The sequence below is a fragment of the Pseudomonas sp. RtIB026 genome, from assembly GCF_016861355.2.
Lineage (GTDB): Bacteria > Pseudomonadota > Gammaproteobacteria > Pseudomonadales > Pseudomonadaceae > Aquipseudomonas > Aquipseudomonas peradeniyensis.
Genome location: NZ_AP023348.2, coordinates 5,660,573 through 5,685,226 on the forward strand (window position 1 = coordinate 5,660,573; position 24,654 = coordinate 5,685,226).

General features: G+C 66.1%; 27 protein-coding genes. 10 read left to right on the forward strand and 17 right to left on the reverse strand.

Annotated features, from left to right (window positions below; genetic code table 11):
* Positions 1–89: 89 nt before the first annotated feature.
* Positions 90–572, reverse strand: a complete 483-nt coding sequence (locus PRtIB026_RS25375; RefSeq protein ID WP_203650605.1) for a glutathione peroxidase — start codon at positions 570–572, stop codon at positions 90–92.
* 146 nt (positions 573–718) lie between these two features.
* Positions 719–1,204, reverse strand: a complete 486-nt coding sequence (locus tag PRtIB026_RS25380; protein WP_050706853.1) for an FKBP-type peptidyl-prolyl cis-trans isomerase — start codon at positions 1,202–1,204, stop codon at positions 719–721.
* On the opposite strand from PRtIB026_RS25380, the gene PRtIB026_RS25385 reads away from it, so the two are divergent.
* On the forward strand, positions 1,203–1,505 hold the full coding sequence (locus tag PRtIB026_RS25385; RefSeq protein ID WP_062572837.1) for a DUF3565 domain-containing protein: 303 nt from the start codon (positions 1,203–1,205) through the stop codon (positions 1,503–1,505). The genes PRtIB026_RS25380 and PRtIB026_RS25385 overlap by 2 nt on opposite strands.
* Before the next feature lie 32 nt (positions 1,506–1,537).
* A complete protein-coding gene (gene pta / locus PRtIB026_RS25390) occupies positions 1,538–3,628 on the forward strand; it encodes a phosphate acetyltransferase (RefSeq protein WP_203650604.1) in 2,091 nt (696 codons plus the stop codon).
* 145 nt (positions 3,629–3,773) lie between these two features.
* On the opposite strand, the gene PRtIB026_RS25395 is transcribed toward pta, so the two are convergent.
* The 3 genes from PRtIB026_RS25395 to PRtIB026_RS25405 all read right to left on the reverse strand — a co-directional run bounded on the left by PRtIB026_RS25395 (position 3,774) and on the right by PRtIB026_RS25405 (position 6,365).
* Positions 3,774–4,493, reverse strand: coding sequence for an OmpA family protein (locus PRtIB026_RS25395; protein WP_028689530.1), 720 nt, complete (start codon positions 4,491–4,493; stop codon positions 3,774–3,776).
* A gap of 95 nt (positions 4,494–4,588) precedes the next feature.
* Positions 4,589–5,230: an MBL fold metallo-hydrolase gene (locus tag PRtIB026_RS25400; protein WP_050706855.1), complete on the reverse strand. Its 642-nt coding sequence runs from the start codon at positions 5,228–5,230 to the stop codon at positions 4,589–4,591.
* Positions 5,231–5,345: 115 nt separating this feature from the next.
* Positions 5,346–6,365: a Leu/Phe/Val dehydrogenase gene (locus PRtIB026_RS25405; RefSeq protein WP_203650602.1), complete on the reverse strand. Its 1,020-nt coding sequence runs from the start codon at positions 6,363–6,365 to the stop codon at positions 5,346–5,348.
* 123 nt (positions 6,366–6,488) lie between these two features.
* Between PRtIB026_RS25405 and PRtIB026_RS25410 the strand changes: the two genes are divergently transcribed.
* A complete protein-coding gene (locus PRtIB026_RS25410) occupies positions 6,489–7,295 on the forward strand; it encodes a SirB1 family protein (RefSeq protein WP_203650600.1) in 807 nt (268 codons plus the stop codon).
* Here the strand turns inward: PRtIB026_RS25410 and PRtIB026_RS25415 are convergent.
* The 4 genes from PRtIB026_RS25415 to hmgA all read right to left on the reverse strand — a co-directional run bounded on the left by PRtIB026_RS25415 (position 7,284) and on the right by hmgA (position 12,057).
* Positions 7,284–8,633, reverse strand: a complete 1,350-nt coding sequence (locus PRtIB026_RS25415) for an MFS transporter (protein ID WP_203650598.1) — start codon at positions 8,631–8,633, stop codon at positions 7,284–7,286. The two genes, PRtIB026_RS25410 and PRtIB026_RS25415, sit on opposite strands and share 12 nt — an antisense overlap.
* 185 nt (positions 8,634–8,818) lie before the next feature.
* Positions 8,819–9,448 (reverse strand): maleylacetoacetate isomerase, encoded by a 630-nt coding sequence (gene maiA, locus PRtIB026_RS25420; protein ID WP_267813237.1) that lies wholly within the window; start codon positions 9,446–9,448, stop codon positions 8,819–8,821.
* 11 nt (positions 9,449–9,459) lie between these two features.
* Complete coding sequence (gene fahA, locus PRtIB026_RS25425; RefSeq protein WP_203650596.1) at positions 9,460–10,752, reverse strand: fumarylacetoacetase; 1,293 nt, start codon at positions 10,750–10,752, stop codon at positions 9,460–9,462.
* Positions 10,753–10,755: 3 nt separating this feature from the next.
* A complete protein-coding gene (gene hmgA, locus PRtIB026_RS25430) occupies positions 10,756–12,057 on the reverse strand; it encodes a homogentisate 1,2-dioxygenase (protein ID WP_203650594.1) in 1,302 nt (433 codons plus the stop codon).
* A 189-nt stretch (positions 12,058–12,246) separates the two neighbouring features.
* Between hmgA and PRtIB026_RS25435 the strand changes: the two genes are divergently transcribed.
* Positions 12,247–13,029, forward strand: a complete 783-nt coding sequence (locus PRtIB026_RS25435) for an IclR family transcriptional regulator (protein WP_203650591.1) — start codon at positions 12,247–12,249, stop codon at positions 13,027–13,029.
* Positions 13,030–13,555: 526 nt separating this feature from the next.
* On the opposite strand, the gene PRtIB026_RS25440 is transcribed toward PRtIB026_RS25435, so the two are convergent.
* From PRtIB026_RS25440 to PRtIB026_RS25455, 4 genes are all read right to left on the reverse strand, one after another.
* Entirely contained in the window at positions 13,556–14,470 is a 915-nt protein-coding gene (locus PRtIB026_RS25440; protein ID WP_203650589.1) for an SDR family oxidoreductase, read from the reverse strand.
* Positions 14,471–14,586: 116 nt separating this feature from the next.
* Positions 14,587–15,492, reverse strand: coding sequence for an alpha/beta fold hydrolase (locus PRtIB026_RS25445; RefSeq protein WP_110736894.1), 906 nt, complete (start codon positions 15,490–15,492; stop codon positions 14,587–14,589).
* Positions 15,493–15,665: 173 nt separating this feature from the next.
* On the reverse strand, positions 15,666–16,352 hold the full coding sequence (locus PRtIB026_RS25450) for an LrgB family protein (protein ID WP_203650587.1): 687 nt from the start codon (positions 16,350–16,352) through the stop codon (positions 15,666–15,668).
* A complete protein-coding gene (locus PRtIB026_RS25455) occupies positions 16,342–16,728 on the reverse strand; it encodes a CidA/LrgA family protein (protein ID WP_203650585.1) in 387 nt (128 codons plus the stop codon). The genes PRtIB026_RS25450 and PRtIB026_RS25455 overlap by 11 nt, the downstream gene beginning before the upstream one ends.
* 100 nt (positions 16,729–16,828) lie before the next feature.
* On the opposite strand from PRtIB026_RS25455, the gene PRtIB026_RS25460 reads away from it, so the two are divergent.
* Positions 16,829–17,710, forward strand: a complete 882-nt coding sequence (locus PRtIB026_RS25460; RefSeq protein ID WP_203650583.1) for a LysR family transcriptional regulator — start codon at positions 16,829–16,831, stop codon at positions 17,708–17,710.
* 147 nt (positions 17,711–17,857) lie between these two features.
* Here the strand turns inward: PRtIB026_RS25460 and PRtIB026_RS25465 are convergent, their stop codons facing one another.
* Entirely contained in the window at positions 17,858–18,313 is a 456-nt protein-coding gene (locus PRtIB026_RS25465) for a flavodoxin (RefSeq protein ID WP_203650581.1), read from the reverse strand.
* 184 nt (positions 18,314–18,497) lie between these two features.
* Here PRtIB026_RS25465 and PRtIB026_RS25470 point away from each other — a divergent pair, with 184 nt between their 5' ends.
* The 5 genes from PRtIB026_RS25470 (at position 18,498) to PRtIB026_RS25490 (ending at position 21,253) form a co-directional block, all read left to right on the forward strand.
* On the forward strand, positions 18,498–19,121 hold the full coding sequence (locus PRtIB026_RS25470) for a hypothetical protein (protein ID WP_203650579.1): 624 nt from the start codon (positions 18,498–18,500) through the stop codon (positions 19,119–19,121).
* Positions 19,122–19,269: 148 nt separating this feature from the next.
* Positions 19,270–19,842, forward strand: coding sequence for an antibiotic biosynthesis monooxygenase (locus PRtIB026_RS25475; protein ID WP_203650577.1), 573 nt, complete (start codon positions 19,270–19,272; stop codon positions 19,840–19,842).
* 76 nt (positions 19,843–19,918) lie between these two features.
* Complete coding sequence (gene folM, locus PRtIB026_RS25480; protein WP_203650575.1) at positions 19,919–20,611, forward strand: dihydromonapterin reductase; 693 nt, start codon at positions 19,919–19,921, stop codon at positions 20,609–20,611.
* 11 nt (positions 20,612–20,622) lie between these two features.
* The gene (locus PRtIB026_RS25485; RefSeq protein WP_203650566.1) at positions 20,623–20,919 is read left to right on the forward strand and encodes a DUF1244 domain-containing protein; all 297 of its coding nucleotides are present in this window, start codon (positions 20,623–20,625) and stop codon (positions 20,917–20,919) included.
* Positions 20,912–21,253 carry a HopJ type III effector protein gene (locus PRtIB026_RS25490; protein WP_203650564.1) on the forward strand — a complete coding sequence of 114 codons (342 nt, stop codon included), beginning with the start codon at positions 20,912–20,914 and terminating at the stop codon, positions 21,251–21,253. The genes PRtIB026_RS25485 and PRtIB026_RS25490 overlap by 8 nt, the downstream gene beginning before the upstream one ends.
* A 90-nt stretch (positions 21,254–21,343) precedes the next feature.
* On the opposite strand, the gene PRtIB026_RS25495 is transcribed toward PRtIB026_RS25490, so the two are convergent.
* From PRtIB026_RS25495 to fabV, 3 genes are all read right to left on the reverse strand, one after another.
* Positions 21,344–22,252, reverse strand: coding sequence for an alpha/beta fold hydrolase (locus tag PRtIB026_RS25495; protein WP_203650562.1), 909 nt, complete (start codon positions 22,250–22,252; stop codon positions 21,344–21,346).
* A 189-nt stretch (positions 22,253–22,441) separates the two neighbouring features.
* Entirely contained in the window at positions 22,442–23,128 is a 687-nt protein-coding gene (locus PRtIB026_RS25500; RefSeq protein WP_203650560.1) for a GNAT family N-acetyltransferase, read from the reverse strand.
* 167 nt (positions 23,129–23,295) lie between these two features.
* A complete protein-coding gene (fabV, locus tag PRtIB026_RS25505; RefSeq protein WP_203650558.1) occupies positions 23,296–24,495 on the reverse strand; it encodes an enoyl-ACP reductase FabV in 1,200 nt (399 codons plus the stop codon).
* Between the last annotated feature and the right edge of the window lie 159 nt (positions 24,496–24,654).

Below are 24,654 nucleotides of genomic sequence, written 5' to 3' on the forward strand. Positions count from 1 at the left end.
CGGCAATATTGGCTGCGTAGCTGAAATTCTGGGGCTGCTACGCAGCCCTTTCGCGGCACAAGGCCGCTCCTACAGGGGGTGGGTACAGATCAGCCCAGCGCCTTCTCGATCGCCTGCACCACGGTCGGATCATCCGGCGCCGTACGCGGGGCGAAACGCGCCAATACACGGCCATCCTTGCCAACCAGGAACTTCTCGAAGTTCCAGGTGATATCGCCAGGGAACTCTGCCCCTTCACCCGCCAGCAAGCGATACAGCGAATGACGCTGCGGGCCGTTGACCTCGAGCTTGGCGCCCAGCGGGAAGCTCACCCCATAGTTGAGGCTGCAGAATTCCTGGATTTCCTTCTCGCTGCCAGGTTCCTGGCCGGCGAACTGGTTGCACGGCAGGCCCAGCACATTGAAGCCCTTGTCCCGGTAATCCTGATACAGGTTCTCCAGGGCCTTGTACTGCGGCGTCAGCCCGCACTTGGAGGCGACATTGACCACCAGCACCACCTGGCCCTTGAACGGGGCCAGCGGCAGGTCCTCACCGTTCAACGCCTTCAACGTCAGGTCGTGAAATGCACTCATGATGAAATCCCCTCTCAGGTTCCCGATTGCCGCTGGGGCGAATCCCGCCCACTAAAAAGGCGCGCGGCCAAACCGTCCACCCTCCTGAGGAGGGCAAGTCCGGCTTGCCCGAGCGCCTGGCGACTCTCTGAGCTTAGCGCAGAAAATCAGTGGTGATGGCCACCTTCACCGTGGATGTGACGGTGAGCGATTTCTTCTTCGCTGGCGTCACGCACGTCGACAACCTTGACCTTGAAGTTCAGGCGCTGGCCAGCCAGCGGGTGGTTGCCGTCGACGGTCACGTCGTCGCCGTCGATGTCGCGGATGGTGACGATCTGCATCTGGCCGTCCGGCGCCGAGGCGTGGAACTGCATGCCGACTTCCAGTTGGTCGACGCCTTCGAACATGCTGCGGTTCAGGGTGCTGACCAGTTCGGCCGAGTACTCGCCGTAGGCTTCTTCCGGTTCGATGGCAACGGTCAGCTCGTCACCGGCCTGCTTGCCTTCCAGGGCTTTTTCCAGGCCCGGGATGATGTTGGCGGCACCGTGCAGGTAGACCAGCGGCGCACCACCGGCGGAGCTGTCGATGACCTCACCAGCGTCGTTGGTGAGGGTATAGTCGATGGAGACAGCCTTGTTGGCGGCGATCAGCATGGGGCAAGACCTTTTGCAAAAGAATGTAGAACGGACAAGTGTAACCAACGCATCGACCGATTGCGAACGCGACTCGGACCAAGGGCCGCCCATCAGTCGGATCACCGGCTTTCACCTCGACGAGGAGGGCCACTGGGTGGTCGAGCTGTCCTGCGGCCACACCCAGCACCTGCGCCACCAGCCGCCGTGGCAGGCGCGGCCCTGGGTGCTCGACGCCGACGAACGCGCCCGACGCATCGGCCAGGTATTCGCCTGTGGCTGGTGCGCACAAGGGGCGGTTAGCGATACCCTTGGCCGCTGAATTCCTTGCACCGCTTATTTCGAGAAGCACGCATGCAGACATTTTTCATCGCGCCGACCGACTTCGGTGTCGGCCTGACCTCCATCAGCCTGGGCCTGGTGCGCACCCTGGAGCGCGCGGGGCTCAAGGTCGGCTTCTTCAAGCCGATCGCCCAGCCGCACCCCGGCGACACCGGCCCGGAGCGTTCCAGCGAACTGGTCGCCCGCACCCACGGCATCAAGCCGCCCACGCCCCTGAGCCTGGGGCATGTCGAGCGCATGCTCGGTGACGGCCAACTCGATGAACTGCTCGAGGAGATCATCCGCCTCTACCAGCAGGCGTGCGTCGGCAAGGACGTGGTGGTGGTCGAGGGCATGGTGCCGACCCGCCACGCCAGCTATGCCGCCCGGGTCAACCTGCACCTGGCCAAGAGCCTCGACGCCGAGGTGATCCTGGTGTCGGCGCCGGAGAACGAGGTACTGAGCGAGCTGTCCGGCCGCGTCGAGCTGCAGGCCCAGTTGTTCGGCGGCCCGCGGGACCCAAAGGTGCTCGGTGTGATTCTCAACAAAGTGCGCACCGACGAAAGCATGGCCGACTTCGCCACGCGCCTGCGCGAGCATTCGCCGCTGCTGCGTGGCAACGACTTCCGCCTGCTCGGCTGCATCCCCTACCAGGCCGAGCTCAACGCCCCGCGAACCCGCGACGTGGCCGAGCTGCTCGGTGCCCAGGTGCTCAACGCCGGCGACTACGACCAGCGGCGCATGAGCAAGATCATCATCTGTGCCCGCACCGTGGCCAACACCGTGCCGCTGCTGACCTCCGGCACCCTGGTGGTGACGCCGGGCGACCGCGACGACATCATCCTCGCCGTGTGCATGGCCGCGATCAACGGCGTGCCCCTGGCAGGCCTGCTGCTGACCAGCGACAGCAAGCCCGACCCGCGCATCCTCGAACTGTGCCGCGGCGCCCTGCAGGCCGGCCTGCCGATCCTGTCGGTGAGCACCGGCTCCTACGACACGGCCAACCAGCTCAACTCGCTGAACCGCGAGATCCCGGTGGACGACCGCGAACGTGCCGAGTTCATCACCGACTTCGTCGCCGGCCAGCTGGACGCCGCCTGGCTGCACCAGCGTTGCGGCACGCCACGGGAACTGCGCCTGTCGCCGGCGGTGTTCCGCTACCAGCTGATCCAGCGCGCCCAGCAGGCCAACAAGCGCATCGTCCTGCCCGAGGGCGCCGAGCCCCTGCTGGTGCAGGCAGCCGCCCTGTGCCAGGCCCGTGGCATCGCCCGTTGCGTGCTGCTGGCCAAGCCCGAGGACGTGCAGGCCGTGGCCCGCGCCCAGGGCATCAGCCTGCCGCCGGACCTGGAAGTGCTCGACCCCGAGCTGATCCGTGGCCGCTATGTCGAACCCATGGTCGAGCTGCGCAAGAGCAAGAACCTCAACGCGCCGATGGCCGAACAGCAACTGGAAGACCCGGTGGTGATCGGCACCATGATGCTCGCCCTCGGCGAGGTGGACGGCCTGGTCTCCGGCCTGGTGCACTCCACCGCCAACACCATCCGCCCGGCCTTGCAGCTGATCAAGACCGCGCCAGGCAGCAGCCTGGTGTCGTCGGTGTTCTTCATGCTGTTCCCCGACCAGGTGCTGGTCTATGGCGACTGCGTGATGAACCCGCACCCCAGTGCCGCGGAGCTCGCCGAAATCGCCCGGCAGAGCGCCGAGTCCGCCGAGTCGTTCGGCATCGCGCCACGGGTGGCGATGCTCAGCTATTCCAGCGATTCGGCGGCCAGCGACGAGGAAGTGGAAAAGGTGCGCGAGGCCACGCGCCTGGCGCAACAGGCCGAGCACGACCTGGTGATCGACGGGCCGTTGCAGTACGACGCCGCTGCCAACCCCGAGATCGCCCGGCAACTGGCGCCGTCGAGCCCGGTGGCCGGACGCGCCACGGTGTTCGTGTTCCCCGACCTGAACACCGGCAACACCACCCACAAGGCGGTACAGCGCAGCGCCGACTGCGTCAGCCTCGGGCCGATGCTGCAGGGGCTGCGCAAACCGGTCAACGACCTGCCCCGTGGGGCGCAGGTGGACGATATCGTGCATACCATCGCGTTGACGGCGATCCAGGCCAGTACCGAGCGCTGAAAACAGATGGGGCCGCTACGCGCCCCTTCGCGGGTAAACCCGCTCCCACAGGTATCGCGCAAGGCCAAAGTCATGCACAAACCCTGTGGGAGCGGGTTTACCCGCGAAGGGCCGCGAAGCAGCCCCATCAGTTCAGAACTATAACTTACGGATACTGCTGCACAGTCCCCTGCTGGTCATACTGCTGACCCGGGATCGGCTTCAGGTTGACCTCGACCCGGCGGTTCTGCGCACGGCCATTGGCGTCGGCGTTGCTGGCGATCGGCTGGTCCGGCCCCATGCCACGCACGCTGACCCGCGACGAGTCCACGCCCTGGGAAGTCAGGTAGGTGCTGACCGCCTGGGCACGGCGCTGCGACAGGTCCATGTTGTGCTGGCGGCTGCCGGTGCTGTCGGTGAAGCCCACCACCTCGATGGTGTTCTGGTTGAACTGCTTGAACGAGTTGGCCAGGTTGTTCAGCGGCGAGTAGAAGCTCGGGGAAATGTTCGCCGAATCGGTGGCGAAGGTGATGTTGCCCGGCATGATCAGCTTGATCTGGTCGCCCTGGCGCTGCACCTCGACGCCGGTGTTGGCCATCTTGGCCCGCAGCTCGGCTTCCTGCTTGTCGGCGTAGTAGCCGTAGCCGGCGGCGGCGGCGCCCACCGCGGCGGCGCCGATCAGCGCGCCCTTGCCGCGGTTGTTGTGATCGATGGCGGCACCGGCGATGGCGCCGGCCAGCGCGCCCAGGCCACCGTACTTGGCGGTCTTGCTCATCCCTGTGGAGCCCTGCGCCTGGCCCTGGTTGTCATACGGGTTGGGGCTGGCACAACCGGACATCAGGGCGGCGGCGGTAGCGACGATAATCAGACGACGCATGGTGAACATGGACAAGCTCCTACTGAAATTCAAAAGTGCAGCGGATCGCCTACGGATCTATGCCAGCCTTGGATTGCAGCGCAGCGGAAAAATTCCATGAAACCTCAGGCGCGCACGAACGGATTCTCGCGCATCTCGTCGCCGAGGCGGGTGTCCGGGCCATGACCGGTCACCACGATGGCTTCCTCATCCAGGCGGTACAGCCGTTCCTTGATGGAACGAACGATAGCCCGCTGATCGCCACCCCACAAATCGGTGCGCCCGACACCACGGCGGAACAGGGTATCGCCGGCGATCAGCAGCTTGTGCTCGGCGAACCAGAAACTCATCGAGCCCGGCGTATGCCCTGGGGTGTGCAGCGCCACGCCGCAGCCGCAGGCCAGCTCCTCGTCATCGCTCAGCCAGCGATCCGGCGACGGCACCGGGGTGTAGGGCATGCCGAACATCTGGCACTGCATTTCCAGGTTTTCCCACAGCGGCTGGTCGGCCTTGTGCAGGTGCAGCGTGGCACCGGTCAGCTCCTTGAGCTTGCCCGAGGCGAGGAAATGGTCGAAGTGGGCATGGGTGTGGATGATGCTCACCAGGGTCAGGCCATGGTGCTGCAGGCGGGCGAGGATCTTCTGCTCGTCTCCGCCCGGATCGACGACGATGGCCTTCTTGCTCAGCGGGTCGCCGATCAGGGTGCAGTTGCACTGCAAAGGGCCGACGGGGAAGGTTTCGCGGATAAGGGTGGGTAATGGGTTCATGTCTACCTGGAAACATCACAGATGACGACCGCTCGGAGTCGCCCTGCGCAATAAGACGGAGGTCCTTTCGATGGTATTGAGGAACGATCTTCACCACAAGCGGCCAGTCTGAGCCTCAGCCATACAGCAACCGCTCCGCCAATGTCTGCGCCACCCTTGCCGGCGAGCGTTTCTCCGCCTGGGCATGGGCGAACACCTCGGTCAGCCGCGTGGGAATTCGCGCCAGGTGCGCGGTTATGGTGCCCGCGGCTTCCCCACGATGGGTCAACGCCACATAGATCAACCCGCCCGCATTGATCACGTAGTCAGGTGCATACAGGATCCCCCGATTCTCCAACTGGTCGGCCACCTCCAAGGTGGTCAGCTGGTTGTTCGCCGACCCCGCCACCGCCGCGCAGCGCAACTGCATCACACTCTGCCTGTTGAGCACCGGCCCCACGCCACAGGGGGCGAAGATGTCGCACGGGGTGCTGATCAAGGCCTCATGGGCCACCGGTTGGGCACTGAACTGCTCCACCGCCAGGCGCACCTTGCCTGGGTCCAGGTCGCTGACCAGCAACTCGGCGCCCGCCGCATGCAGTTGCTCGGCCAGGGCATAGCCCACGTTGCCCAGGCCCTGCACCGCCACCCGCAGGCCCTCCAGGTTATCGCTGCCCAACCGGGCCATGGAGGTGGCGCGGATGCCAGCGAACACGCCCATGGCCGCGTGGGGCGACGGGTCGCCCGAGGCGGTGGTGCTGGTCACGTAGCGGGTAGACTGGGCGATGCAGTCCATGTCGAGGGTCGAGGTGCCGCTGTCCACTGCGGTGATGAAGCGTCCCTGGAGGCTGTCGACAAAGCGGCCGAAGGCCTCGAACAGCGCCGCGCGGTTTTCCACGTGCGGGTTGCGCACGATCACCGCCTTGCCACCGCCCATCGGCAGCCCGGCCAGGGCCGCCTTGTAGCTCATGCCCTGGGCCAGGCGGATGGCGTCGGTCATGGCGCTCTCGTCGTCGGCATAGGGCAGGTAGCGGCAGCCGCCCATGGCCGGTCCCAGCTGTTCGCTGTGAATCACCACCACGGCCTTCAGGCCCGTGGGTGGGTCGATGAACAGGTGCAGTGACTGGGCGCGGGTGCTTTGCATGAGCTCGAACATGGACGGGCTCCCCAACGAGGTGCTCCTACCAGTATAAACAGGTCGAGGCCGGACACCGCACGGGCGGACCACTGGACGAAAAGCCGCGCCAGGGCTACAAGTTAAGCGTGATGGAGAGGTCCCATGAACCCACGCCAAGCCTGCCTGGCCTGCCTGGAACGCGAGCCGGTCGCCCTGCTGGAGGCCACCCTGTGGATCGCCGCCGAGCATGACCGCAACGTCGAGCCCGCGGCCGGCCTGGCCCGGCTACACGAACTGCAACGCGACGTCAGCACCAACCTGCCGATGCTGCCGCTCAACGAGCTGGCCCAGCCCTTGCTGCGCCAGCTCAACGCCCTGGGTTACCAGCAGGACGAGTACCACCCGCTGCGACCGCAGGCGGCCCTGATGGACAAAGTGCTGCAGCGCCGCCGCGGCCAGCCGTTGCTGTTGGCCATTCTCGCCCTGGAGCTGGCCCGCCGCCTGTCGATTCCCTTGGAAGGCGTCAATTTCCCCGGCCACTTCCTGCTGCGCGTGCCCGGCGCCGATCACCTGCTCGACCCCTGCGGCGGTCGTCGCCTCTACCCCAACGACTGCCGCGAACTGCTCGCCCGCCAGTTCGGCCCGCAGATGCCGCTGACCGCCGAACACCTGCGCAGCGCCTCGCCGATGCAGATGCTCCAGCGCCTGTCGCGCAACCTGCGCCAGTTGCACAGCAGTAACGACAACGACCTGGCCGCGCTGGTCGATGCCGAACGGGTCATGCAACTGGGTCCGGTGCAGGTCAACGACTACCTGGCCCGCGCCACGCTGTACCAGCATCTGGACTGCCCCCAGGCCGAACGCTTCGACCTGGAACACGCCCTGCTGCTGACCGACGACCCGCTGCAACGCCTGAAACTCAGCGAACGCATCGGCCAGTTGCCCAGCGGCAAGCGCTCAATCCACTAGCGCTTCAGCCTTGGGCGCCACTTCACGTGGCCGTGGCGCCCGCACCTGGCTGACCAGCAGCGCCCCAAGCAATGCCGGGATGGCGCAGAAGAAGAAGATCTGCTCCACCGGCATGTGCAGGGTCAGCAGCAAGCTACCGATAAGCGGTCCAAGGATCGAGCCGAAGCGCCCGACGCCCAGGGCCCAGCCGGTGCCTGTGGCGCGCACCTGGGCCGGGTAGAAGTTGCTGACGAAGGCATTGAGCGTCAGCTGGCCACCGATGATGCAGAAGCCTGCGGCGAACACGCTGGGCACCAGCCAGCGCGGGTCGTCGTGGTTGAGGCCGACCAGCACGCTGAAAACTGCCGCCCCCAGCAATACGCCGGCCAACAGGTGGGCCTTGTTCTTCATACGGTCGGCGCACCACGCCAGGCACACCGCGCCGAATGTGCCGGCGAACAGGAACAGCGAAGTGACCAGGTTGGCCTGGTTCAGCGCCAGGCCGCTTTCCTGCAGCAGCGACGGCAGCCAGCTGATCATGAAATACAGCAGGATCAGGCTGACGAAGAAGGTGCCCCACAGCAGCAAGGTCGGCCGGGCGAAACCGTCGCGGAACAACGCGACCATGGTGAGCTTGCTGTCCGCTGGCTCATCGGTGGCGACCTGTGCCGCCGGCACCTGCCAGCCCGGCAGCAGGCGGGTGGCAATCCTTTGCAACCGGGCATACGGCGGCGCATCGCGCAGCAGGCGCGGCAGCGACTCGGGCAGGTACAAGGCCAGGAACGGGAACAACAGCAGCGGCGCCACGCCACCGGCGAGAAACACCGCCTGCCAGCCGTAATGGTCGATGAAGCCCGCAGCGACGAAACCACCCGCCGCTCCGCCCAGGGAAAAGCCGCAGGCCGCCAGGGTCACCATCAGGGTGCGCAGTCGAGGCGGCGCGTAGTCGGCCATCAGCGCCATGGCGCTGGGCATGGCGCCGCCCATGCCGATGCCGCAGAGAAAACGCGCCAGCATCAGGCTGTCGAGCGAGGTGGCAAACACCATCAGCACCGTCAGGCTGGCGTACAGCAGCACGCAGCACAGCAGCACCCGACGCACACCGAAGCGGTCGGCCAGTGGCGTAACCGCCAGCGAGCCGACCGTCAGGCCCAGCAGGTTGGCGCTGAACACCGGCCCGAAGGCGGCCTTTTCCAGGCCCCAGTCCTGGGCCAGCGCGGGAATCACATAGCCCAGCACCTGGGCGTCATAACCATCGGTGACCAACAGCAGGATCAACAGCAGCAGCAGGCGCCACTGGTAGGGTGACACCGGGCGCGCGTCGAGCGCCGCGCGAAAGCTGGCTATCTGGTTGTGCATCGCAAGTTACCTGTCTTTTATTGTTATGCCACGGGATCGCGATGGTCGTTGCAGGAGCTAGCTCCTGCGGGCTGAAGCAGTACCTGTGGGAGCGGGTTTACCCGCGAAAGCGTCGGTGGCCTCACCATTGCATTCGCGGGTAAACCCGCTCCCACAGTGCCCCTGCCAACAAAATGAGTTGGTGGTCAGTCGGGCGTGTCGGGCTGCCTCGCCGGGTGGGCCTGGAGGAAGGCCGAGTGCTGCTCGGCCAGGGCGGCCACCCGGCGAATGCGCGGGTAACCACCAAGGTCGATGTTGAAGCGCTCGGCCGCGTACAGCTGCGGGATCAGGTAGACGTCGGCCAGGCCCGGCGTCGCCCCGAAGCAGAAGCCCTCATCGCCGATCAATTGCTCGACCGCCGCCAGCCCCTGGCTGATCCAGTGGCCGATCCACTGGTTGACCTGGGCCTCTTCGTGCCCCAGCTGACGCAGCTGGTTGAGCACGCTGACGTTGTGCAATGGGTGGATATCGCAACCGATGATCGCCGCCACGCCGCGCACCCTGGCCCGGGCTTCAGGTCCACGGGGCAGCAGTGGCGTTTCGGGGAAGGCTTCCTCCAGGTACTCGATGATCGCCGGCGACTGCACCAGCAGCTCGCCGCTCTCCAGGCGCAGGGCCGGCACCCGGCCCTGGGGGTTGAGCGCCAGATAGTCCGCGCCGCGCTGCTCGCCCTTGAGCAGGTTCACAGGCAAGGCCTGGTAATCCAGGCCCTTGAGCGCCAGGGCAATGCGTACCCGAAACGACGAGGTGGAGCGGTAGTAGGTGAACAGTTCCATCGCCCTGCCCCTCAGTTGGCCGCGACGATGGTGCCGCGGCACTCGCCGAAGCCGATGCTGGCCACGCCCTCGCGCACGCAACGGGCGCGCAGGATGATCTCGTCGCCGTCCTCGAGGAACTTGCGCACCTCGCCACTGGCCAGTTCCACCGGGTGCTTGCCACCTTCGGTGATCTCCAGCAGGCTGCCGAACGACCCCGGCGCGGCGCCCGACAGGGTGCCCGAGCCGAACAGGTCGCCCGGTTGCAGCTGGCAGCCGTTGACGCTGTGGTGGGCGACCATCTGCGCCACGGTCCAGTACATGCTGCGGGTGCTGCTCAGGGTCAGGCGATGAGCCGGCAGGTTCTGCTCGCGCATGCGCTCGGTCAGCAGCAGCACTTCCAGCTCGATGTCGAAGGCGCCGGCGGCCTGGTCGCGCTTGTCCAGCAGGTACGACAGCGGCTGCGGGTCACCCTCCGGACGGGCCGGCTGGGCGCAACGGAACGGTTCCAGGGCCTCGGCGGTGACGACCCATGGCGACACCGTGGTGATGAAGCTCTTGGACAGGAACGGGCCCAGCGGCTGGTATTCCCAGGCCTGGATGTCCCGCGCCGACCAGTCGTTGAGCAGGCAGAAGCCGGCCACGTGCTCGGCGGCATCGCCCACCGGGATCGGCTGGCCCATGTCATTGCCTTGGCCGATCCAGATGCCCAGTTCCAGCTCGTAGTCCAGGCGCGCGCAAGGGCCGAAGCTCGGCTCGGTCTGGCCCGCCGGCAGGGTCTGGCCCTTGGGACGGCGCACATCGGCGCCGGAGGCACGGATGGTCGAGGCGCGGCCGTGGTAGCCGATCGGCACGTGCTTGTAGTTGGGCAGCAGCGGGTTGTCCGGGCGGAACAGCTTGCCAACGTTCTTGGCGTGCTCGATGCCGACATAGAAGTCGGTGTAGTCACCGATCTTCGCCGGCAGGTGCAGCTGGCATTCGCCGGCCGGGTACAGCGCGGCCTTCAGCGCGGCCTGGTGCTCGCTGCCCTCGCCCAGCAGTACCAGCAGGCGCTCGCGCAAGGCCACACGGGCCGCCCGGCCGAGGGCGAAGAAAGCGTTCAGCGCGCCGCCGGCGGTGGCTTCGACGGCGGCCTTGGCCGCACCGTCAAACAGGCCGGCGGCCAGCACGGCCTCGAGGTCGAGGATCGCGTCGCCGATGGCCACGCCGCAACGTGGCGCCTGCCCTGGACGGCTGAAGATGCCCAGGGGCAGGTTCTGCAGCGGGAAGTCGCGGTGCCCGTTGGCGTGCTCGACCCAGCTGCGGGCAATGGCGGTGTGGTTCATCGGTTACCTCCGGTTCGGGTTGAAGGTGCTCGGCAAGGTGGCCCAGCAACTATCGTAGTCGGCCTGCAACTGCGGGCTTTCGAGGGCCTGGCGGCTCGGACGCAGCACCTGGCTGGTCTCGAACATGAAGGCCATGGTGTTGTCGATCTTGTGCGGCGCCAGGTCGACCGAGATGGCCTTGTCGCAGGTCTCGGCGTCCGGGCCGTGGGCACTCATCACCCCGTGCAGCGAGGCGCCGCCGGGCAGGAAGCCTTCGGCCTTGGCGTCGTAGGCGCCATGGATCAGACCCATGAACTCGTTCATCAGGTTGCGGTGGAACCATGGTGGACGGAAGGTGTTCTCGGCCACCATCCAGCGCGGCGGGAAGATCACGAAGTCCATGTTGGCCATGCCATGCACGCTGGTGGGCGAGGTCAGCACGGTGAAGATCGACGGATCGGGGTGGTCGAAACTGACCGTGCCGATGGTGTTGAAGCGGCGCAGGTCATACTTGTACGGCACGTTGCTGCCGTGCCAGGCAACCACGTCCAGCGGCGAATGCTGCAGCTCGCAGGCCCAGTGTTCGCCGAGGAACTTCTGCACCAGCTGCACCGGGCCGGTGCTTTCTTCGTAATGGGCGACCGGGGTAAGGAAGTCACGCGGGTTGGCCAGGCCGTTGCTGCCGATCGGGCCGAGGTCCGGAATGCGCAGCGGCGCACCGTGGTTCTCGGCGATGTAGCCACGGGCCTGGGCATCGAGCAGTTCGACCCGGAACTTCATGCCCCGTGGGATCACCGCGATCTCCAGCGGCTCGACCACGAGCACGCCCAGCTCGGTGGCGATGCGCAGGCGGCCTTGCTCGGGCACCAGCAGCAGCTCGCCGTCGGCATTGAAGAACACCCGCTCCATGGAACGGTTGGCGCGGTAGATGTAGATGCTCACGCCAGCCGGCTTTTCCGATGCCGAGTTGGCCACCATGGGCACCCAACCGTCAATGAAGTCGGTCGGTTCGGACGGGATCGGCTGGGGGCTCCAACGCAGGCGATTGGGGTTGATGGCGCCCAGCGCGCCGGTCAGCGGTTGGCGCTCCAGGCGCTCGAAGCGAGGGTGCAGCGCCGACGGGCGAATGCGGTACAGCCAGGTACGGCGCAGTTCGCTGCGGGTCATGGTGAAGGCAGTGCCCGACAGCAGCTCGGCGTACAGCCCGTAGGGTGCCTTCTGCGGCGAGTTCTGCCCGACCGGCAGGGCGCCGGGCAAGGCTTCGCTGGCGAATTCGTTGCCGAAGCCGCTCAGGTACTCGAGTTCAGGGGAAGTGTCGCGGGTCATCGGTGCCTCCAGGCTGCTGGGAGCCATTGCGGGCAGCTGGCTGCGGGCCCGATCCTGAAACCGGCACCAAGGGCGGCAGCGCGTCTGCATTGTTTTTATCGTAATCAGATTACGAATAACGTAATTTGCCCGCGCGCAGGCGTCAAGCTATAAAGGCGCCACTCCATGAAATCTGCATAGAAGCCCCCCATGGCCAAAGCCAGCAGCAGTGCCGACAACGGCAAACAGAAGGTCCGCTCGGCGGAAGTCGGCACCGACATCCTCAAGGCCCTGGCCGAACTCTCCCCCTCCACCTCGCTGTCACGCCTGGCCGAGCATGTCGAGATGCCAGCGAGCAAGGTGCACCGCTACCTGCAGGCACTGATCGCCAGCGGCTTCGCCGAGCAGGACCCGGCCACCAACCACTACGGGCTCGGGCGCGAGGCGTTGCGGGTAGGCATGGCGGCCCTGGGCAGCATCGATGTGCTGAAGGTCGCGGCGCTGCCGCTGTCGCAGCTGCGCGACGAGCTCAACGAAAGCTGCTTCATCGCCGTGTGGGGCAACCAGGGCGCGACCGTGGTGAGTATCGAACCGGCGGTGCGGGCGGTGACCGTGGTGACCCAGATCGGCTCGGTGCTGCCGTTGCTGAGTTCGTCCACCGGGCTGGTGTTCGCTGCGCATCTGCCCGAACGGGAGACCGTGGAGCTGCGCGACCAGGAGCTGGCCTCGCTCGGCCAGAAGGCGGACGACTATGCGCCCCTGCTGGAGCAGATCCGCCAGCGCGGCCTGCACCATGTGCACGGGTTGCTGATGCCGGGGGTGGATGCGCTGTCCGCGCCGGTGTTCAACGCCATGGGCCAGGTCGCCGCGGTGATGACCGTGGTCGGGCCGACCTCGATCTTCCATGCCGACGAGCACGGCCCGGCCGCCCGACGCCTGCTCGCCGCCACCCAGGCCACCAGCTGGCGGATGGGATACGGCGCGGATCAGTGAAAGGGCTTACAAAGCATTACGGATTTTCACTGCACAGGCTGGCTATAGTTCGCCTTGCACTTTTACCCGAAACGTAAAGGTGAATGTCATAAGCGGCTATTTTTCCCACGGGTTCAAGCGCTTATTCTGATCTCACTGGCCGGCACGAAGGGCTCTCCCCCCCGCCTTTCGCGCCCGCTCAGGTTCACCGACGTTGATTTTGAAGCTCCTTGATCTAACGTCTCGATTGGCCGCTGCGATTGCAGCGGCCTTTTTTATTTGTGCAAGAATCGCTTGGCAAAATCTGGTGGGAATGGGCTGGTTGAGAGCGGGCTTGGTACGGGCTGCGTACGAGCGGGTATGCGAGCGAGGCTGCGTGGGAGCGGGCTTGCCCCGCGATCACGGGCGAAGCCCGTGCCATGTGGCGCCGTTGCCTGGACCGGCCTCATCGCGGGGCAAGCCCGCTCCCACGCATACCCCGCTCGCAAGCCAGCTCGCACGCATGCCAGCCCCCACGCAAATCCGACCATGCCGTGACACGCGCGCCTCAACCCAACGGATGCTTTTGCAGGTTCGCCATCATCTGCTGCAACGCCTGCAGGCTGTCCTGCGGATGCCCGGCACCCTCGAAGTCGCCAATCCGCGCCCAGTTGTCCGCCACCTGCTCGGGCGTGAACCCTTCCCGCGGGTCGAACCCCACGCCCTGGCTGCGCTCCCAGCGCACCTTGCCGACCCAGCCGCCGCCCACCTCGAACAGCTCGCCGCTGTCCTGGCACTGATCGCTGCCCAGGTACACCACCAGCGGGCTGATCAGCTCGGGTTGCAGCCGCTCGAACACCTGCGGCGGGATCAGCCCCTCGGTCATGCGCGTGCCGCCGGTCGGGGCGATGGCGTTGACCAGGATGCCGTGCTTGCGGCCTTCGATGGCCAAGGTGCGGGTCAGCCCGTAAAGGCCGAGCTTGGCCATGCCGTAGTTGGCCTGGCCGAAGTTGCCGTAGATGCCCGAAGTGGACGAGGTGAAGATCACCCGCCCCCAGTTCTGCGCCCGCAGGTGCGGCCAGGCGGCGTGGGTAACCTTGTAGGCGCCCTCGACGTGCACGCGATAGACCAGCTCCCAGTCGCTGTCCTCCATCTTGTGGAAGGTCTTGTCGCGCAGGATGCCGGCGTTGTTGACCAGCACATCGACGCGGCCAAAGGTGTCCAGGGCCTGTTCAACGATACGTGCGCCGTCGGTGACCGAGTCATGGTTGGCGATCGCCGAACCGCCCGCGGCGCGGATCTCCTCCACCACGCGGTCGGCCGCCGTTGCGTTGGCGCCTTCGCCGTGGGTCGACCCGCCCAGGTCGTTGACCACCACGTGCGCGCCGCGCGCGGCGAACAGCAGCGCATGGGCCCGGCCCAGGCCGCCACCGGCCCCCGTGACGATCACCACTCGATCCTGCAGACGTACTGGTTCGCTCATGCTCAAGGCTCCTGGCAATGAAGGGATGCAACGCAGTCTCCGCCAGCCGCCGGGGCCGGGCAATCAAGCGCACCGTGGCGAATGCCGCCCGATAACGCCCGGCGATGATCGCCCGGTCAGGACCAGGCGACCTTCAGCGGCACATAGCTCATCGGTTGCTCACGAAAGGCCAGGTAGTGGCGCAGCACCTGCACCGGCGCCTCGGTGTGCGGGTAATGGCCGATGCCCTGCAGCACCACGGTGTCGGGCTCCGGCACCAGTTCGCGGTAGCGTTCGACCATGTGCGCGCCGGACAAAGGATCCACCGCGCCATTGATGAAGCGCAGCGGCACGCCCGGGCGTTGCAGCGCCGCGACCCAGCGTTCGCGCTGGGCCCTGCGCTCGGGCAGGAAGCTGATGAGCCGGTGCAGGATGCGTGGGCCGCGGTTGGAGGCGATCAGGCTCCAGTAGTCGTCCAGGGCGCTTTCGCTGGGGTGGGTGCAGGGGCCGTAGACCTGGGTGACGTTGCGCACCAGGTCGTCGCGCCCGAACGAGCGCCCGACCAGCCAGCCCAGGCGGCTGAGCAGCAGCTTTTGCACCAGCAGCACGCGGCAACTCTCGGGGAACAGCCCACTGTTGAGGAACACGCAACTGGCCACCTCCAGCCGCTGTTCATGGTGCCTGGCCAGCAGCTCCTGGGCGACACTGCCGCCGTAGTCATGGGCCAGCAGGTGCACCGGCTGGTCGATGTGCAGGTGCGCCAGCAACGCCTGCTGCAGGTCGGCCTGCTCGAGCAGGCTGTAGTCGTGGTCCGCGGGCTTGGCCGAGTCGCCGAAGCCGAGCATGTCGCAGGCCACCACGCGAAAACGCTGGGTCAGGGGTGCCCACAGGTAGTGCCAATCCCAGCTGGCCGTGGGGAAACCGTGAAGCAATAGCAGGGGCTCTCCTTGCCCTGCCGTCCAGTAGCGGATGCTCTGGCCCCGGAAGGTGAAACCCTGGCTCCGGGTGCGCCAGACGCACAATGGAATCTCGGCCAGTGGCATCACGGTCGTCCCGGTGGATAAGTGTCGGAAGAGGGCAAGGCTGCGTTCATTGCATGTCACCTCGGCACATACATGTGCTCTCTATGTCGAGGCTCAGTCTAGAAGCCTATACGAAGGTGATAAGTCGCCTTGGCAGCCAGCCTGATGACCGTGCGAGTCAGTGGCACGAACGGTCAGATCAGCTTCATCAAAAGCGGCGCCGCGAGCAGGTTGAGCAGCCCGGTCAGGACCATGACCAGGCCGGCCACCGAGCCCTCCTCGCGGCCGACCTCCTGGGCCCGGCTGACGCCCGCGCCATGGGCGCCGACGCCGAACAGCGCGCCCCGCGCCAACGGCGTGCGCAGTGGCAGCCAGCGCAGCAGGATGCCGCCGAACATCGCCCCGAGCACGCCGGTGAACATCACGAACACCGCCGTCAGTTCCGGCACGCCGCCCAGGTCCTGGGCCACCGGCATGGCAAACGGCGTGGTGATCGAGCGCGGCAGCAGCGACAGGCTGACCGCATCGTCCAGCGCCAGCAGGTGCGCCAGCGCCCAGGAACTGCCGATCGAGGCCACACTGCCGGCCAGCATGCCCACCAGCAGCGCCGGCCAGTGGCGCGCCAGCAGTGCCCGCTGCTGCCAGATCGGCACCGCGAAGGCGACGGTGACCGGGCCCAGCACGCCCATCAGCCAGTGGGTGTTGCGGGCATATTCGGCGTAGGCGGTGTGCAGCGGCACGGCCACCGCCAGCAGCAGCGCCGGCACCAGAATCAGCGGCGACAGCAGGTAGCGCCCGCTGCGCCGGTACAGCCAGCGGCTGCCCAGGTAGGCGCCCAGGGTCAGCGCCAGCCAGAACAGCGGCATGGGTTCAAGGCTCATGGCGCAACCTCCAGCGGCACACCAGTTCCACGGTCAGCGCGGTAACGACCATAACCAGCAGCGTGCTCAGGGCGATCACCAGCAAGATGCGCCAGCCTTCGCTGCGCAGCAGGCTGCCGTAGTCCAGCAGGCTCATCAGCGCCGGGATGAAGAACAGCAACATCTCGGCCATCAGCCAGCCGGCGCCCAGTTGCAGGGTGGCCGGCTTGAGCACGCCGGTCGCGAACAGCACCAGCAGCAGCGCCAGGCCCATCACCCCGGCGGGGATCGGCCAGGCCAGCCAGGCGGCCAGCTGGCCACCGATCAGGAACAGGCCCAGCAACACCGTCAGCTCGGCGAGCAGGCGCAGGGTTTTCTTCAGCAATTCAGGATTCATGGCGGGGTTCCTCGACAACGTGCCCATTGTAGAAGTCGCGCACCTAGGCCAAAAGCGAATTGTTAGACTGACAGCCATTCCAGAATGGAATCGAGCGATCATGGAATTCAAACAGCTGCGCAGTTTTATCGAGGTCGTTCACAAGGGCGGCTTCACCCAGGCGGCGACCACCCTGCACATCAGCCAGTCGGCGGTGAGCAAGCAGGTCGCCCAGCTGGAACAGGCTATCGGCCAGCCCCTGCTGGAACGTCAGGGTTCGCAATTGCTGCTGACCGCCGCCGGGCGCATCGTCCTGGAGCGGGGCGAGGCGCTGTTGCGCCAGCGCCAGGAGCTGCAGAGCGAACTGGACGACCTCAGCCAGATGGCCCGCGGCGAGCTGCGCCTGGGCCTGCCGCTGCTGGGCAGCGACGCGTTGTTCGCCGGGTTGTTCGCCGAGTACCGGCGGCGGCATCCGAACATCTCGATCCAACTGCTCGAAGGCGGCAGCCGCATGGTCGAGCAGGCGGTGAGAAGCGGCGAGCTGGAACTGGGCGGCAGCCTGACGCCGAGCGATCCGGCGTTCGATTACCAAGCCTTTTGCAATGAGCCGCTGGAGGCACTGCTGCCCGCCGGCCACCCGCTGGCCGGGCAAGCCGACGTCGCCCTGGCGCAACTGGCCGACACGCCGTTCCTGCTGTACCAGCGCAGCTTCGTGTTGAATGATCGGTTGCTCAGTGCCTGCCAGCAGGAGGGTTTCACGCCCAGGGAAGGCGGACGCAGCGGCCAGGCGGACTTTCTCGCCGCGCTGGTGGCGGCCGGTCAAGGCGTGGTGTTGCTGCCGGCGATCGTCGCGCGGGCGCTGGAGCGGTCCGGGGTGGTGCGTTTGCCGTTGCGGGCGCCGGAACATCTGCGCTGGGATATCGCCTTCATCTGGCGGCGCGGGGCTTACCTGTCGCGGGCAGCGCAGGCGTGGCTGGCGTTGTTGCGCGAACAGAACGAATGACACGAACGTGTAGGAGCGGCCTTGTGCCGCGAAAGGGCCGCGAAGCGGCCCCAGCAATTTATGTGCAGACGCTCAGAACCAGGGGCCGCTTCGCGCCCCTTTCCGGCCGGTCCGACGCCTCGGCAAGGCCGCTCCTACAGGGGTCGTTTAACCTTTGAGTAGAGCCACAAACTCCGCCAGCCACGGCTCGGCATCGGTCTCCGGCGTCACCGTCTCGCTGGCATCGAGCCGCAGCATCGGCAGCACCTCGTTCACCCCCAGTTCGGCAAACAGCTCGCGCATCTGCTCGCCGCCGCCGCAGTAGGTGTCGCCATAGCTCGAGTCGCCCAGGCCGATCACCGCCCCCGGCAAACCACGCCAGGTCGCCGGCAGCACGTCACGAATGGTGCTGTACAGCGGCATCAGGCTGTCGGGCAGCTCACCCATGCCAGTGGTCGAGGTCACCGCCAGCAGCGCATCCGGGGCGAAGCCCTCGATGTCCTGCAGGGTGGCGCGGGCGGCGTGCCAGGCTTCAAGGCCGGCGGCCTTGAGCAGCGACTCGGCGTGACGGGCGACTTCTTCGGCGGTGCCGTATACCGAACCGGAAATAATGGCGACTTTCATCGGGTGAGGATTCCGAAACTGAGTGAAAACGTAGGATACTAACACTCGACAGTGGCAAAAGGCCGCCTATGCCTGAAGTCACACACTTCAGGATTATCCGACGAATGACCGGAACGAAGCGTATTGCCCACTGTCCACCACCGTGAAGAAATCGCCCTTACCGATCGCCCCTTCGAGTTCGACCATGCAAGCAGACGCCCTACTCTCCCAGGACGAACTGGATTTCATCCAGGACATGCAGCATTCGCCCCAGCTGAACCTGGCCGACCCCATGTCGAGCCTGCTGGTCAATGGCGACCGTCGTCTGAAGGACCTGCTCACCCGCCTGGTGGCCAACGAGCAGGTGACCCTGCAGGCCAGCTTCAACAACCAGCAGTTAAGCTTCCCTCTGCAACTGGTCGAGGATGAATTCCACGCCCTGCACCTGCAACTGGGCTCGCCGGACATCTACGAGGACGGCCCCATGCTGCGGCCCTGGCGCTTGTCGCTGGAGCGGCCGAGCGCCCTGCTCGACGACCATGGCCAGGCCAGCGACCTGTGGGTGCGGGACATCTCGTTCAAGGGCGTGCTGCTGGAAGTCCGTGGCCAGCGCGAGGCGCCGTCCCGCTTCAAGCTGCGCTTCGCCGCCGCGGATATCCCGCCGATCGGCCTGCACGGCGTGCTGCGCCGACGCATCGGCCCGCGCCTGGCCGCCTATGACCTGTCACATAGCCCGGCCGAAGAAATCGAACGCCTGCGCGAATACATCCTGCAGGCCCACCGCCAGGCTCACCCCGAGCTGCACGCCCAGGCCCCTGCCGCCTTCTGACGACCGTCCAGCCGCTGAAACTGACCGGTCATGCGTGTTCGCGCATAATTTGCGCCCGATTCTTGCAAGCACGCCTGCGCCGCCCACCACCCCGGGCCGCATGCCAAGGGGCCGGCTACCCGCCAGCCCCGTCGCCAGGAGATACACGATGTCTACCCCACCCGTCACCTTGATGGTGTCGCGCCGCGCCGCCTGTGGCCGCTACCAGGACCTGCTGGCCTGGCTGCACGAAGGCGAGCAGCTGGCCACCGACTTCCCCGGTTACCTGGGCTCGGGCATCCTCGCGCCGCCGGCCGAGGGCGATGAATTCCAGATCATCTTCCGCTTCACCGACGAGCAGACCTTGCACGCCTGGGAGCACTCCGCCTCGCGCCGGACCTGGCTGGAGCGCGGCGACGGCCTGTTCGAACGCCCCAAAGAGAGGCGTGTGAGCGGCATCGACGACTGGTTCGGCACCAATACGGTGCAAAAACCGCCACGCTGGAAACAGGCCACGGCCATCTGGCTGGCGTTCTTCCCGGTCTCGCTGCTGTTCAACTTGCTGTTCGGCCACTGGCTGGCAGCGCTGGAACTACTGCCCCGCGTGCTGCTCAGCACCCTGGCCCTGACCCCCTTGATGGTGTACCTGTTCATCCCGCTGTCCACCCGTTTGCTGGCCGGCTGGCTGAACGCCGCGCCGCAGGCCCCGAGCGACCGCCCCCAGGGGCTGCGCAGCCGCTGAGGCACGGGCTCGCAAGGCCGCGCAGTTCGGGTATGCTGGGGCATCACGCACGGACAGACGAACAGACCGCCCGCACATGAACAGCCCAATCCTCATCACCGGCGCCAGCCAGCGCGTCGGGCTGGCCCTGGCCCTGGAGCTGGCCCAGGCCGGCCATACGGTGGTCAGCGCCAGCCGCAGCCTGCATGCCCAGGCGGCCCACCCGAACATCCGGCAGTTCCAGGCCGACCTGACCCGCAGTGAAGACCGTCAGGCCCTGATCGACCACCTGCACGGCCACTACGACGGCCTGCGCGGGATCATCCACAACGCCTCGCTGTGGCTCGACGACGGCCTGGACAACCTCGACACCATGTTCCGCCTGCACGTCGAGGCGCCCTACCACCTCAACCTGGCCCTCGGCGAATGGCTGAACAAGGTGGACAAGGCCGATATCATCCACATCTGCGACGAGACCTCCTCGCGCGGCAGCAAGAGCCATATCGGCTACGCCGCGACCAAGGCCGCGCTGCAGAACATGGTGCTGTCGTTCGCCGAAAAGTACGCGCCCAAGGTGCGGGTCAACGGTATCCTGCCGGGCCTGTTGATCCTCAAGGAAGGCGGCGACGAGCAGTACCGCCAGCAGACCCTGAAAAAGGCCCTGCTCGAATTCGAACCCGGCGCCCGCCCGCTGATCGACGCCGTGCTGTTCCTGCTCGAAAGCCAGTACAGCACCGGTAGCCAGGTGGTCATCAACGGTGGCCGCCATCTGAAGAACCGCATGACCTGAAGAGACCGCCCATGACCCCGCAACAACAGCTCGAACTCGAAGCCGCCGCGTTCCGGCGCCTGGTCGACCATCTGCAGAAACGCACCGACGTGCAGAACATCGACCTGATGAACCTCTCCGGCTTCTGCCGCAACTGCCTGTCGAAATGGCTCAAGGCCGCCGCCGACGATCGCCAGATCGAGCTGAGCCTGGACGCTGTCCGCGAGCAGGTGTACGGCATGCCCTACGCCGAGTGGAAAGCCCAACACCAGAAAGAAGCCAGCGCCGAGCAACAGGCGGCGTTCGAACAAGGAAAACCCCGTGACTGACCTGAACACCCTGCGCAGCAGCCTCGCCAGCGGCGAACACGTTTTCGCCGACACCCTGGCGTTCATCGCCGCGAACTACAGCTACCAGCCCCAGGCCTTCGACAACGGCGACGTGCACAATGCCGCCGGGCAGAACGAAGGCTCGTGCAAGACCCTGGGCCTGGCGCTGCTGGAAGGGCTGAGCGACCAGGAAGCACTGCTGGCCTTCGGCGAGCACTACCGCAGCGTGGTGGCCACCCCCGAGGGCAGCGACCATGGCAATATCCGTGCGCTGATCAAGCATGGTTTGGCCGGCGTGAAGTTCACCGCCCAGCCGCTCACGCGCCTGGCCTGACTTCGCGTCTCGCCCATCGCGGGGCAAGCCCGCTCCCACTGCTGGTGGGAGCGGCGGTGCGCCGATGCGACTTGCCCCGCGATGGGGCCCTCAACCGATAACGCGACCCGGCACCTGGCCCTGCAACTGCCCTTCTCGCAGCCATCCCAGCGCAATCGGCCACAAACTTTCACGAAACCGATCGTGAAAGAACGCGAAATGCCCGATCTCCTCCACTGCGATATCCACAGGCGCCACCCGCAGGTGCCGACGCTCGGCCTGCCGCAGATACCCCAACAACCTCTCGGTGGCCGCCACCGTGCCGAACGGATCGTCGGTCAAGCTGACGGCCAGGGTCGCCGCCCGCACCTGTTCGAACGGCGCCGCCTCGAGCAGGCGCCCACTGGGCCGGTGCTCGTAGCGCGGCGTGCGGGTGCTCCAGTCGTGCACCACACCAGCCGGGGTATCCTCCAGCCAGCCCAGGCGCTTGCCGGGAAAGTAGCCGAACACCCGGGTCAACAGCGGCATCAGCACATGCCATTTGCCGAACAGCTGCCAACGCTGCTCCGCCGCGTAGTCACGCCAGTAGGCGAACTGCGCCCCCACCAGCACCGCATGGCGCACCTGCGCCGCCGAAGGCGCCAGCCCCAGCGCCCAGCCGCCGAAACTGTGGCCGACCACATGCACCGGCTGGCCGGGATGCTCGGCGACGGCCAATTGCAGCATCGCCTCGAAGTCCAGCCGCCCCCAGTCGCTCCAGGACGCCTGGAAGCCGCGCAGCGTGGCCGGGCGCGATTCGCCGATGCCGCGGTAGTCATAGGTGAGCACGTCGAAGCCCTGGGCGAACAGGTAGTCGGCGAATCGCGAGTAGTAACGGCAGCGCACCGAGGTGGCGGCGTTGATGATCACCAGCGCTCGCCCGGGATCGGGCTCCGCGTGGCGCCAGCGGAATCCGCCGAGGCTGTAGCCATCGGCGGCGACATGACGAAAGGCACAGGCGGGTTGGGTGAGGCTGCTCATGGCGCGCTCCCTGCGGCGTCGCGCCATGCTGGCGGACGGGCTGTTGTCGTGCGCCCACGCTAGCAAAAAATTCCCGAACAGCGCGAGTTCCTTGTAGGAGCGGCTTCAGCCGCGATCACCAGCGAAGCTGGTGCCATATACCTCGTTGGTTTCATCGCGGCTGAAGCCGCTCCTACAGGTCCTGTGCTTTCAGGCAGTCGGCAAGGCTCGCGCCACACCCGGCTTGCGCAGCACCGCCAGGCGCGAGCCGTGGTAGCGGGTCTCGCGGAACAGCTTCCAGCGGCCAAACAGGCCATACACATGCATCACCCGACCCTGCTCGTGGTAACCCATACGCAGGTGCAGCTTCATGGCCGGCACGTTGTGGGTCTCCACCACATCCACCACCTTATGGCAGCCCTTGGCACGCATGGCGTTCCACAGGTCGACCTGGGCCGTCACCGACAGCTCGCTGCCGAAGTAGGGCCGGGTCATTTCGCCGCCGAATTCGAAGAACTCGCCCGGTTTCACCGGGAAGGTGCAACCGTAGTAGTGCTTGTCGTGATAGTCGACCACGCTGGCCCAGATGAAGGCCACGGCATCGCCCTGCTCGTCCAGGTACATGTGCCCGGTGTGCCCTTCGGCGGCCAGTTCACGCATGGTCTCGACGCGGTCGCCGAAATTCGCGGCGAAGGCGTCGGCGTTGGCGGTGGTGATCTGCACCAGGGTGACCGGCGTGTGGACCTTTAGGCTGTAGGGCGGCACCGGGCTGATCAGGTCGCGTTCCATCCACAACAATTCCCAGTGAAAGAACACGTAACGTTCGAACAAGGTCTTGAAGGTGCGCTTGAGGCCCTTCTGGCGAATGCGTTCTTGTAGTTTTTGCAGTGCGCCCATTGCTCCCTCCTCGGCCCCGGCGGAATTGCCAGGCCAATAGCTGGGGTATAGATCAGGCGGAGGGTGCCCATGGCAAAGGGCCATTGGAGGATTTGTTTCAGAATATTAACAAGTCGTCGGCGGGAACCGCGCAGCCGTCATCAACGGCTGCACGGTCAAGGACTTGCTTACAGCTCGATGCAGTCGAACCGTACGTCGGTGGCCACGTCTTCATCATAGTTGACGTCAGCGCGCTCGAAACCGAACAGGTTGAGGAACTGCTTCTTGTAGCCGGCGTAGTCGGTCAGCTCGAACAGGTTCTCGGTGGTGACTTTTGGCCACATCGTACGGCAGGCCTCCTGCACGTCATCACGCAGTTCCCAGTCGTCCAGACGCAGGCGGCCTTCGTCGTCCAGGGCAGCCGGCGCTCCGTCCGCACGGTACATGCGGTCACGGAACATGCGGTCCAGCTGGTGCTGGGTACCTTCGTGGATACCCTTCTCCTGCATGATCTTGAAGACCATCGACAGGTACAGCGGCATCACCGGGATCGCCGAGCTGGCCTGGGTAACCACCGACTTCAGCACCGCAACGTTGGCACTGCCACCGACTTTCTTGCCCAGGCGCTGGGCGGTTTCGTCCAGGTCCTGCTTGGCCTTGCCCAGCGCGCCGTCCCAGTAGATCGGCCAGGTGATGTCGGAGCCGATGTAGCTGAAGGCCACGGTGCGGGCCTGCGGTGCCAGCACGCCAGCGGCGTTCAGGGCGTCGATCCACAGTTCCCAGTCCTGGCCGCCCATCACGGTGACGGTGTCGGCGATTTCCTGCTCGGTGGCCGGCTCGATGCTGGCCTCGATGATGGTGTCCTTGTTGGTGTCGATGGCGGTCGACTTGTACGGCTGGCCGATCGGCTTGAGCGCCGAGCGGATCACTTCACCGGTCTGCGGCAGCTTGCGCACCGGCGAGGCCAGGGAGTAGATCACCAGGTCGACCTGGCCGCCCATTTCGGTCTTGATCAGCTCGATGACCTTGGCACGGGCTTCGTCGGAGAAGGCGTCCCCGTTGATCGACTTGCTGTACAGGCCTTCGGCCTTGGCGAACTTGTCGAATGCGGCGGCGTTGTACCAGCCGGCGGTACCGGGCTTGGTCTCGGTGCCCGGCTTTTCGAAGAACACGCCCAGGGTATCGGCCTTGAAGCCGAACGCCGCGGTGATGCGCGCGGCCAGGCCGTAGCCGCTGGAGGCGCCGATCACCAGGACTTTCTTCGGACCATCCTCGCGCACGCCCAGCTTGCGGGTGGCTTCGATCTGGTCACGGACGTTGAGCTCGCAGCCCTTGGGGTGAGTCGTGGTGCAGATGAAACCGCGAACCTTGGGATGAATGATGGCCAATGTCTGTACCTCGTCAGGTTTAGGCTGGGGCAGCACCCGGATTCGGGGCGCTGCCGTTTGATCTAGAGGGTGAGACTACCCTCGCGGGATATCCGACACATATTACGGGGTGATTCAAAATCCTCGAACATTTTGTAGGAGCGGCCTTGTGCCGCGAAA

Excerpts from the sequence above, each read along its gene's own strand:
- PRtIB026_RS25375 (WP_203650605.1), bottom strand. The coding sequence starts at position 572 with ATGAGTGCATTTCACGACCTGACGTTGAAGGCGTTGAACGGTGAGGAC.
- PRtIB026_RS25385 (WP_062572837.1), top strand. The coding sequence starts at position 1,203 with ATGGGGCAAGACCTTTTGCAAAAGAATGTAGAACGGACAAGTGTAACC.
- PRtIB026_RS25380 (WP_050706853.1), bottom strand. The coding sequence starts at position 1,204 with ATGCTGATCGCCGCCAACAAGGCTGTCTCCATCGACTATACCCTCACC.
- pta (WP_203650604.1), top strand. The coding sequence starts at position 1,538 with ATGCAGACATTTTTCATCGCGCCGACCGACTTCGGTGTCGGCCTGACC.
- PRtIB026_RS25395 (WP_028689530.1), bottom strand. The coding sequence starts at position 4,493 with ATGTTCACCATGCGTCGTCTGATTATCGTCGCTACCGCCGCCGCCCTG.
- PRtIB026_RS25400 (WP_050706855.1), bottom strand. The coding sequence starts at position 5,230 with ATGAACCCATTACCCACCCTTATCCGCGAAACCTTCCCCGTCGGCCCT.
- PRtIB026_RS25405 (WP_203650602.1), bottom strand. The coding sequence starts at position 6,365 with ATGTTCGAGCTCATGCAAAGCACCCGCGCCCAGTCACTGCACCTGTTC.
- PRtIB026_RS25410 (WP_203650600.1), top strand. The coding sequence starts at position 6,489 with ATGAACCCACGCCAAGCCTGCCTGGCCTGCCTGGAACGCGAGCCGGTC.
- PRtIB026_RS25415 (WP_203650598.1), bottom strand. The coding sequence starts at position 8,633 with ATGCACAACCAGATAGCCAGCTTTCGCGCGGCGCTCGACGCGCGCCCG.
- maiA (WP_267813237.1), bottom strand. The coding sequence starts at position 9,448 with ATGGAACTGTTCACCTACTACCGCTCCACCTCGTCGTTTCGGGTACGC.
- fahA (WP_203650596.1), bottom strand. The coding sequence starts at position 10,752 with ATGAACCACACCGCCATTGCCCGCAGCTGGGTCGAGCACGCCAACGGG.
- hmgA (WP_203650594.1), bottom strand. The coding sequence starts at position 12,057 with ATGACCCGCGACACTTCCCCTGAACTCGAGTACCTGAGCGGCTTCGGC.
- PRtIB026_RS25435 (WP_203650591.1), top strand. The coding sequence starts at position 12,247 with ATGGCCAAAGCCAGCAGCAGTGCCGACAACGGCAAACAGAAGGTCCGC.
- PRtIB026_RS25440 (WP_203650589.1), bottom strand. The coding sequence starts at position 14,470 with ATGAGCGAACCAGTACGTCTGCAGGATCGAGTGGTGATCGTCACGGGG.
- PRtIB026_RS25445 (WP_110736894.1), bottom strand. The coding sequence starts at position 15,492 with ATGCCACTGGCCGAGATTCCATTGTGCGTCTGGCGCACCCGGAGCCAG.
- PRtIB026_RS25450 (WP_203650587.1), bottom strand. The coding sequence starts at position 16,352 with ATGAGCCTTGAACCCATGCCGCTGTTCTGGCTGGCGCTGACCCTGGGC.
- PRtIB026_RS25455 (WP_203650585.1), bottom strand. The coding sequence starts at position 16,728 with ATGAATCCTGAATTGCTGAAGAAAACCCTGCGCCTGCTCGCCGAGCTG.
- PRtIB026_RS25460 (WP_203650583.1), top strand. The coding sequence starts at position 16,829 with ATGGAATTCAAACAGCTGCGCAGTTTTATCGAGGTCGTTCACAAGGGC.
- PRtIB026_RS25465 (WP_203650581.1), bottom strand. The coding sequence starts at position 18,313 with ATGAAAGTCGCCATTATTTCCGGTTCGGTATACGGCACCGCCGAAGAA.
- PRtIB026_RS25470 (WP_203650579.1), top strand. The coding sequence starts at position 18,498 with ATGCAAGCAGACGCCCTACTCTCCCAGGACGAACTGGATTTCATCCAG.
- PRtIB026_RS25475 (WP_203650577.1), top strand. The coding sequence starts at position 19,270 with ATGTCTACCCCACCCGTCACCTTGATGGTGTCGCGCCGCGCCGCCTGT.
- folM (WP_203650575.1), top strand. The coding sequence starts at position 19,919 with ATGAACAGCCCAATCCTCATCACCGGCGCCAGCCAGCGCGTCGGGCTG.
- PRtIB026_RS25485 (WP_203650566.1), top strand. The coding sequence starts at position 20,623 with ATGACCCCGCAACAACAGCTCGAACTCGAAGCCGCCGCGTTCCGGCGC.
- PRtIB026_RS25495 (WP_203650562.1), bottom strand. The coding sequence starts at position 22,252 with ATGAGCAGCCTCACCCAACCCGCCTGTGCCTTTCGTCATGTCGCCGCC.
- PRtIB026_RS25500 (WP_203650560.1), bottom strand. The coding sequence starts at position 23,128 with ATGGGCGCACTGCAAAAACTACAAGAACGCATTCGCCAGAAGGGCCTC.